The 6269-nt window shown below is 41.9% G+C and carries 7 protein-coding genes; 2 read left to right on the top strand and 5 right to left on the bottom strand.

What is annotated here, in order from left to right; genetic code table 11:
• Window positions 1-128 precede the first annotated feature (128 nt).
• Entirely contained in the window at window positions 129-1847 is a 1719-nt protein-coding gene (locus tag ACRPK8_RS15665) for a hypothetical protein (RefSeq protein WP_432238979.1), read from the bottom strand.
• A gap of 64 nt (window positions 1848-1911) precedes the next feature.
• Here ACRPK8_RS15665 and ACRPK8_RS15660 point away from each other — a divergent pair, with 64 nt between their 5' ends.
• The gene (locus tag ACRPK8_RS15660) at window positions 1912-2706 is read left to right on the top strand and encodes an HNH endonuclease (protein WP_432238978.1); all 795 of its coding nucleotides are present in this window, start codon (window positions 1912-1914) and stop codon (window positions 2704-2706) included.
• 76 nt (window positions 2707-2782) lie between these two features.
• On the opposite strand, the gene ACRPK8_RS15655 is transcribed toward ACRPK8_RS15660, so the two are convergent.
• From ACRPK8_RS15655 to ACRPK8_RS15640, 4 genes are all read right to left on the bottom strand, one after another.
• Window positions 2783-3235, bottom strand: coding sequence for an OsmC family protein (locus ACRPK8_RS15655; RefSeq protein WP_432238980.1), 453 nt, complete (start codon window positions 3233-3235; stop codon window positions 2783-2785).
• Window positions 3236-3315: 80 nt separating this feature from the next.
• Complete coding sequence (locus ACRPK8_RS15650; RefSeq protein ID WP_432238977.1) at window positions 3316-4248, bottom strand: aldo/keto reductase; 933 nt, start codon at window positions 4246-4248, stop codon at window positions 3316-3318.
• Between the two features lie 13 nt (window positions 4249-4261).
• Complete coding sequence (locus ACRPK8_RS15645; RefSeq protein ID WP_432238976.1) at window positions 4262-5152, bottom strand: aldo/keto reductase; 891 nt, start codon at window positions 5150-5152, stop codon at window positions 4262-4264.
• 87 nt (window positions 5153-5239) lie between these two features.
• Complete coding sequence (locus ACRPK8_RS15640) at window positions 5240-5725, bottom strand: cupin domain-containing protein (protein WP_432238975.1); 486 nt, start codon at window positions 5723-5725, stop codon at window positions 5240-5242.
• Window positions 5726-5881: 156 nt separating this feature from the next.
• On the opposite strand from ACRPK8_RS15640, the gene ACRPK8_RS15635 reads away from it, so the two are divergent.
• A complete protein-coding gene (locus ACRPK8_RS15635) occupies window positions 5882-6163 on the top strand; it encodes a putative quinol monooxygenase (protein WP_432238974.1) in 282 nt (93 codons plus the stop codon).
• Window positions 6164-6269: the final 106 nt, after the last annotated feature.

Below are 6269 nucleotides of genomic sequence, written 5' to 3'. Positions count from 1 at the left end.
TTCTTTTTTCGCAAAAGGAGTGCAGAACTGTGTACGTTTCCGTCGCACAAGTCTGCACTCCTATTCTGCATTACACAGTAAAACGGACCTGCTCTTTGATGAGTAGGTCCGTTTTTTAAAACAAAGCATTATGAAACAGAACGTTCGCACGATAATTTAAGAGACGACCATCCACGAGAAGCACCAGCACTGAACTTGACTCGAAAGTTTAAGTATTCGTTACCGTCAGACCAAGTCAAGCGTGTCGTAGTTGGTGAATGTTGAGAAACGTGAATCTGCCCCCCAACTTCAATTGGTGGATGAATGGAGCAAGTTGAATTTTGATAAAAAGAGACAATCGATAAGTTGGTTCCGATCATTTTTTTCAAACCAGAAACAAGAGCATGTTGTGAGGCAATGGAAAGGTGTTTTGTGATTTCGTTTGATACTTCAGAGAGTACTTCCTGACGTGAAATCGATCCGATCAAATATTTTTCTTTTATCCTTGCAATGAACTCCTGCATTTCGTCAAAAACATCAAAATATTGATAGGAAAGAATCGTACCAGCACCTGGATTTTTAATCGTCATGACAGAATTATGGACTTTTAGTGCTTTTAAGGACAAGGGGAGCTCAATCAAGTTTTGTTCGTATCGAAGAGTAAGTAAGATGTCTGCTGTTTCTAATTTATTCGCGATATAGCTGTCCGATACAAGTTGAATCTGTTCAATTTGATACTGACCATACATGTCTTTTAAGTATCGAAGTAATACGGAATTTGTAACGTGAGCACTTTCGATAAGCTGTTGTAACACGTCTGATTCAAGATACGAATAGTAAGCTGTTAATGTGTGATGAACTTGAGTAGGATCGACTAAATGAATCGTTGGATTGTGTTTGATAAATTGATATAACGTAAGAACTTCATGACAGCGACCGATTGCATTACTTTTATTTGAATGAGTAAGTAATGTATGAGTATGTAGAGAATCTTCAAAGGAGCTTAACCACTTCGTATTGAGCTGCCTCGTTTTTTGTTGAAATTGATTCGTTAGTTCGCAAGTATGTGATAGTTTCGTTGCTAATTTAATGGAAGACGTCAACGAAGACTCGAATTTAAATCGAAGTTCGAGTTCATAGTCATCTAATAAGATATGAATCGACGAATTATTCTTTTTCAACAGATGTACGGACTCAAATGTTTGGATCGTCTGTTGTTCTAGTTTAATCTCGTAGGTTTCTTCGATGAATACAACTTTATATTCTTCAATCATGGATAGATGCTTGAAACCTTTGAAAAAATCAGATTGATGCTCATTCAGACTATCAAGAAGGAGCGAATAACAATGATCTCGAATACCTTCTAAGAATCGTTTACGGTAGTCTTTAAGTATAGATTCATCTAATTGCAGTGCATTGATTGATTTTTTTAATGCTACTTCTGACACGTATAGATCAGTTATTCCTTGGTGTATCGCAATGTCTTTAAAAAGATTAGAGCGCGCCTTATCCAGTAAGGTGTTAAATGTATGTTGAGCCTCTGTTAAACTGAAATATTTGTGTAAGAAGGATTTAGCACCAGGATTTTTAGGTTGAATTGTTGCGTTTTTCTTGAGAGAAAATAGATGAATCGGATAAATGAGTTCGTCTTGATAGATATACAAATCAGCATGATGATCGGCACGTTCAAAATCAAATTTAGTTTTCACTTCACTTATTTTTGGAAATTGAGTAAATAGAAATTGAGCGACAACTATTGCAGGATATTGTTTTTCTGAAAGAGACGATTTCTCCTGAATCAATTGTTCAAGGTACATTGCCACCTCTCTCGTATGTTCGTCTCCTGAAAATTTTTGTTTTTTTATCATAAATACAATCCTCCATATGAAACGAAAGTAGGGATAGATGATGCAAAAAGACATTGTAAGTGTAATGAAAAAGTTAACAAAAGAATGGTTGAAAGCGCTCGCTGATCAATATAATGTATCATTTAAATTAGAAAAGAATAAACAAATTTTAGATGGAAAACGTATCGGGATAAGAGGTGCAACGGGTGGAATGTATGGAATTCGAGATACGAAAGCCGTCGAATATGATTTCCTTATTTTTTGTATTACCAATGAAGAGGAGTTAATCAAAATAAATGATATACAATTTGTCTTGCTGAATCAAAATGAAGTAATCAACTTAAAAAAAGATCTGAACGGATCAGATAAATCGTTCAAACTGGAAAAATTCCATCCCTTTATGACTTTTGATACTTTCGAAAGCAAATTTAAAGAATACTTTGCTTTTCCAACAGATTACTATACAGACGAAAGTGAAGTACTTAACTCGCATATTGCTGAAAGTCTACTGGACGATGAGCGTTATACAGAAGGCGAAAAACGACTTGCCACGCATTACATAACAGAACGAAATGCAAAAGTAGTTAAAAAAGCAAAAGAACAGTTTGTAATTGAACATGATGGGCAATTATTCTGTGATATTTGTGAGATGAATTATGAGGAGGTTTATGGAGTTATCGGGAAAGGTTACATTGAAGCTCATCATAAAAATCAATTAAGTATAAGTGGTGTAACAGATACTCAGACTCAAGACTTGGCTTTATTGTGTGCAAGTTGCCATCGCATGATTCATAAATTAATGAGACAAAATGAGAACGCTTCTTACGAGATGCTAAAAGGAGAAATACAAAGTTCTTTAAAAACTCCTTACCTATATTAAATTCATTGCAAAACACTCCTCCAACTGTGCATTTTCTAAATCACAGTTGGAGGAGTGTTTGGTTTTTAATTAAAAATTAATTTGGGATTCGCTCCACCACAGCCTCAAGCGATACTGTAACGTTACCAGCTAATGCCCGCGTGATCATACAAGAGCCTTCTGCTTTTTCAGCAAGACGCTGCGCCTTCTCTAAATCACGATCCGATAGATCGGACGGCAATAAGAGTTTCGGACGATGTATGATCGCATCGTACGTAAAGACGCCGTTCGTGACATCCACGATGCCTTCAGACTCCATCGTTAGCGAGACTTTTGGAATGTGACTACGCTCAAGCATCGCGGCAAGCGTGATGATATAGCACGTAGCCGCTGCTCCGAGTAACATCTCATCTGGATTCGTCCCAACACCTGGACCATCCATGGCGTCCGGAATTGAGATTTTTGTTTTTAGTTCACCCGTCTCGATCTGACCGACATCATTGCGATTACCCGGCCAGTCTGCGGTTAAATGAAAATGGTGCTTCATGATCAATCGCCTCCATGCCTCCATCATACGAAGTTTAGTATGATTTTTCGCCTATTCTGCTCATGTGCATAGGAAGTGAATGATCAGCTAAAAATTTGATCGATTTTTTCGATATCCTCTTGCGACAACTGAACGTCTAACGTACGTAACGTATCCGTCACCTGATCCGGTCGTTTCGCACCAGGAATGATGGCATCGATACCGTCCTGTGCCAAATACCACGCGAGGACGACGTGTGCGACTTCCGCATCGTGCGCTTCTGCGATCGGACGCAGTTGATCGACTTTTGCGAGATTTTCTTCGAAGACATCTTTTTGGAACAAAGGATCGTTTTTTCGTAAATCATCAAACGTCGTCTCTTTGGTATATTTCCCTGCCAATAATCCAGCAGCGAGTGGGAAGTACGGGACGAAGGACATCCCGTTCTCAACGATATATGGGAGTAACTCTTTTTCTGCATCCCGTTTGAATAGGTTGTATTCCCCTTGATAGACGTCGACATGTCCGTCTTTGTTCGCTTCCTTCAGTTGTTCGAGTGAGAAATTCGAGACACCGATTGCGCGAATCTTTCCTTCTTTTTTCAGTTCAGCGAGTGCTGCGACGGCTTCATCCTTTGGTGTCGATTCATCCGGAAAATGAATGTAATACAAATCGATATAGTCTGTCTGAAGACGTTTTAAACTCTCTTCGACCGATTGACGGAGAAAGTCTGGTGAATTGTTCATGACGACGTTTCCGTCAACGAACTGATGCGCACCTTTCGTCGCGAGGACGACATCTTCTCGAGCGACCGTGTCATTCCAAACCTCACCAACGAGTTCTTCCGAACGTTCTGGTCCATAGATGAAAGCGGTATCGAGGAAATTGATTCCTTGCTTCAAAGCGACACGAACGAGATCGCGTCCGGCTTGCTCATCGAGATTCGGATATAAGTTGTGTCCACCGACAGCATTCGTACCGAGACCGATGGGGTGAACGAATAGGTTAGATTGACCAAGTTGAACATGTTGTGTCATGAAAATGACCTCCTTATACAATATCGAGTGGTTCTTTTTTGGTTGGTGCTGGGAATGCTTGATCAAGTGCAGCGAGTTCTTCCTCTGTTAAATTCAGGAGCGCGGCGCGCCCGTTGGCTTCGACATGATGCGCTTGTCCGGCTTTAGGAATCGCAATGACGTCGCCTTCACGTATTACCCATGCGAGTAAAATCTGCGCTGGATCAACACCGTGTGTCTCAGCGAGTTTCTCGACGGTCGGATGATTCAGAAGTTGAGCCCGCAACGAACCACCTTCAGCTAACGGGCAATACGCCATCACTGGAATACCATGCTCGCGTAAAAACGGTAGCAGTTCATATTCGATTCCACGTGATCCGAGGTGATAGAGTACCTGATTGATGGCACATTGATCACCGTTCGGTAATGCCAACAATTCCTTCATATCGGATACGTCGAAATTCGATACACCCCAACGCCGAATCTTACCTTCTTGTTTTAAGGCTTCCAGTCCTTCAACGGTTTCCTTAAGTGGAATGTCACCACGCCAGTGCAGGAGATAGAGATCAAGATAATCCGTACCAAGACGTTCAAGCGTTTCGGAACAAGCTTTTTTTAACGCTTCTCCACCGGCGTGATGCGGATAGACTTTTGAGACAAGAAAGACTTCCTCGCGTCGATCAGCGATCGCGTCGCGAATCAATTCTTCAGAAGCCCCTTCGCCATACATCTCTGCCGTATCGATGAGTTCCATTCCACTGTCGAGACCGACGCGGAGCGCTTCGATTTCAGCTTCATGCTTCTCCGATGCTTCTCCCATCCGCCACGTGCCTTGTCCGAGTGCCCGAACATGCGTCTGATCGGGAAACGTCACCGTTTTTTGCTTTAATGCAGCGAGTATCAGCGTCTTTTCTGTTTCGTTCATCGTTCTTCCTCCTTTAAGTAGAGAGACAATAGTAGGGTTTACCACGTGTACTCTGAACAAAAACGTCTTCTTCGGGAGAAAGAGACGTCACCAATGCTCAAATAAAGGTCCATGGTCGCCGAGGACTGGATCGTTCTTTGGACGTCCCACCTGACGAATACGTTGAAGGTTTTCCGGGCGTTCGTTTGCTTGACCGGTTAATGTATCGTAGTCCTGTCCATCTGGATATGCTCCGATGACCCGAAAGTGGCGACTCGTATCGAGCGCTTTATGACCTGTACCGGCAGGAAGCAAAAGAATATCCCCGCTCGTCAAGGTGAACGTCTTACCGAGCGGACCCCCGAGCTGGACGGTCGCATGCCCTTCGAGAATACCGATGACTTCGTGCGCGATACTATGATAATGATGAAAATCAAAAATGCCATCCACCCAGCTGTTGCGCCAGTCGTGTGCATGGAGAGTCTGTTCGATGCGTGATGGTTCTTCAAATGCATGCCGGTAAATTAATACGGGAAAAATGGGATTGTTCGGAATATGCCCGTCATCCTCAAAATAAAATACCTCAACGCGCATCTTCGTTGCTCCTTTCTGTGGTGTGGTACAAAATAATAATTACCTATGTAAATACCCGTAATTAAATATCATCAATCGTCCGAGCATCTTTATGGCGTAACAAATCCGGAGGTGCTACGATGCTTAAGTTAACGAAATTTCAAAGGAGGCTTTACGATGATTGCCATCGAAGCAAAATTAGAAGTACAACCAGCCAAACGCGGAGAATTCCTAGAAGCGACAAAAACGTTAGTGGAAGCATCACGCAATGAAGCAGGAAACATCGGCTATGATTTATTCCAAAGTACAGAAGACGAAAATGTCTTCATGATGATTGAAAAATGGGAAGATCAGGCTGCTATCGAAGCACACAACACAAGTGCTCATTTTGGACAATTCGTTGCCTTTGCTCAAACGGCTCTTGCTAAACCGTTAGACGTTCAATCGTTCCAAGCATGACGGTAAGAAACGGACTCCACATGAAAAGGAAGAGGCTGGGACATAACTCAGTTTCATAAACGAAAGGCCCTCGAAACGTGTAGTCGTTTCGAGGGCCTTGTTCTAT

The sequence above is a fragment of the Exiguobacterium sp. TDN 0502 genome (genome assembly GCF_050846835.1).
Classification (GTDB): Bacteria; Bacillota; Bacilli; order Exiguobacteriales; family Exiguobacteriaceae; genus Exiguobacterium_A.
Note: the sequence above shows the minus strand (reverse complement) of the source record. Positions and strands in the feature narration are given on the sequence as shown.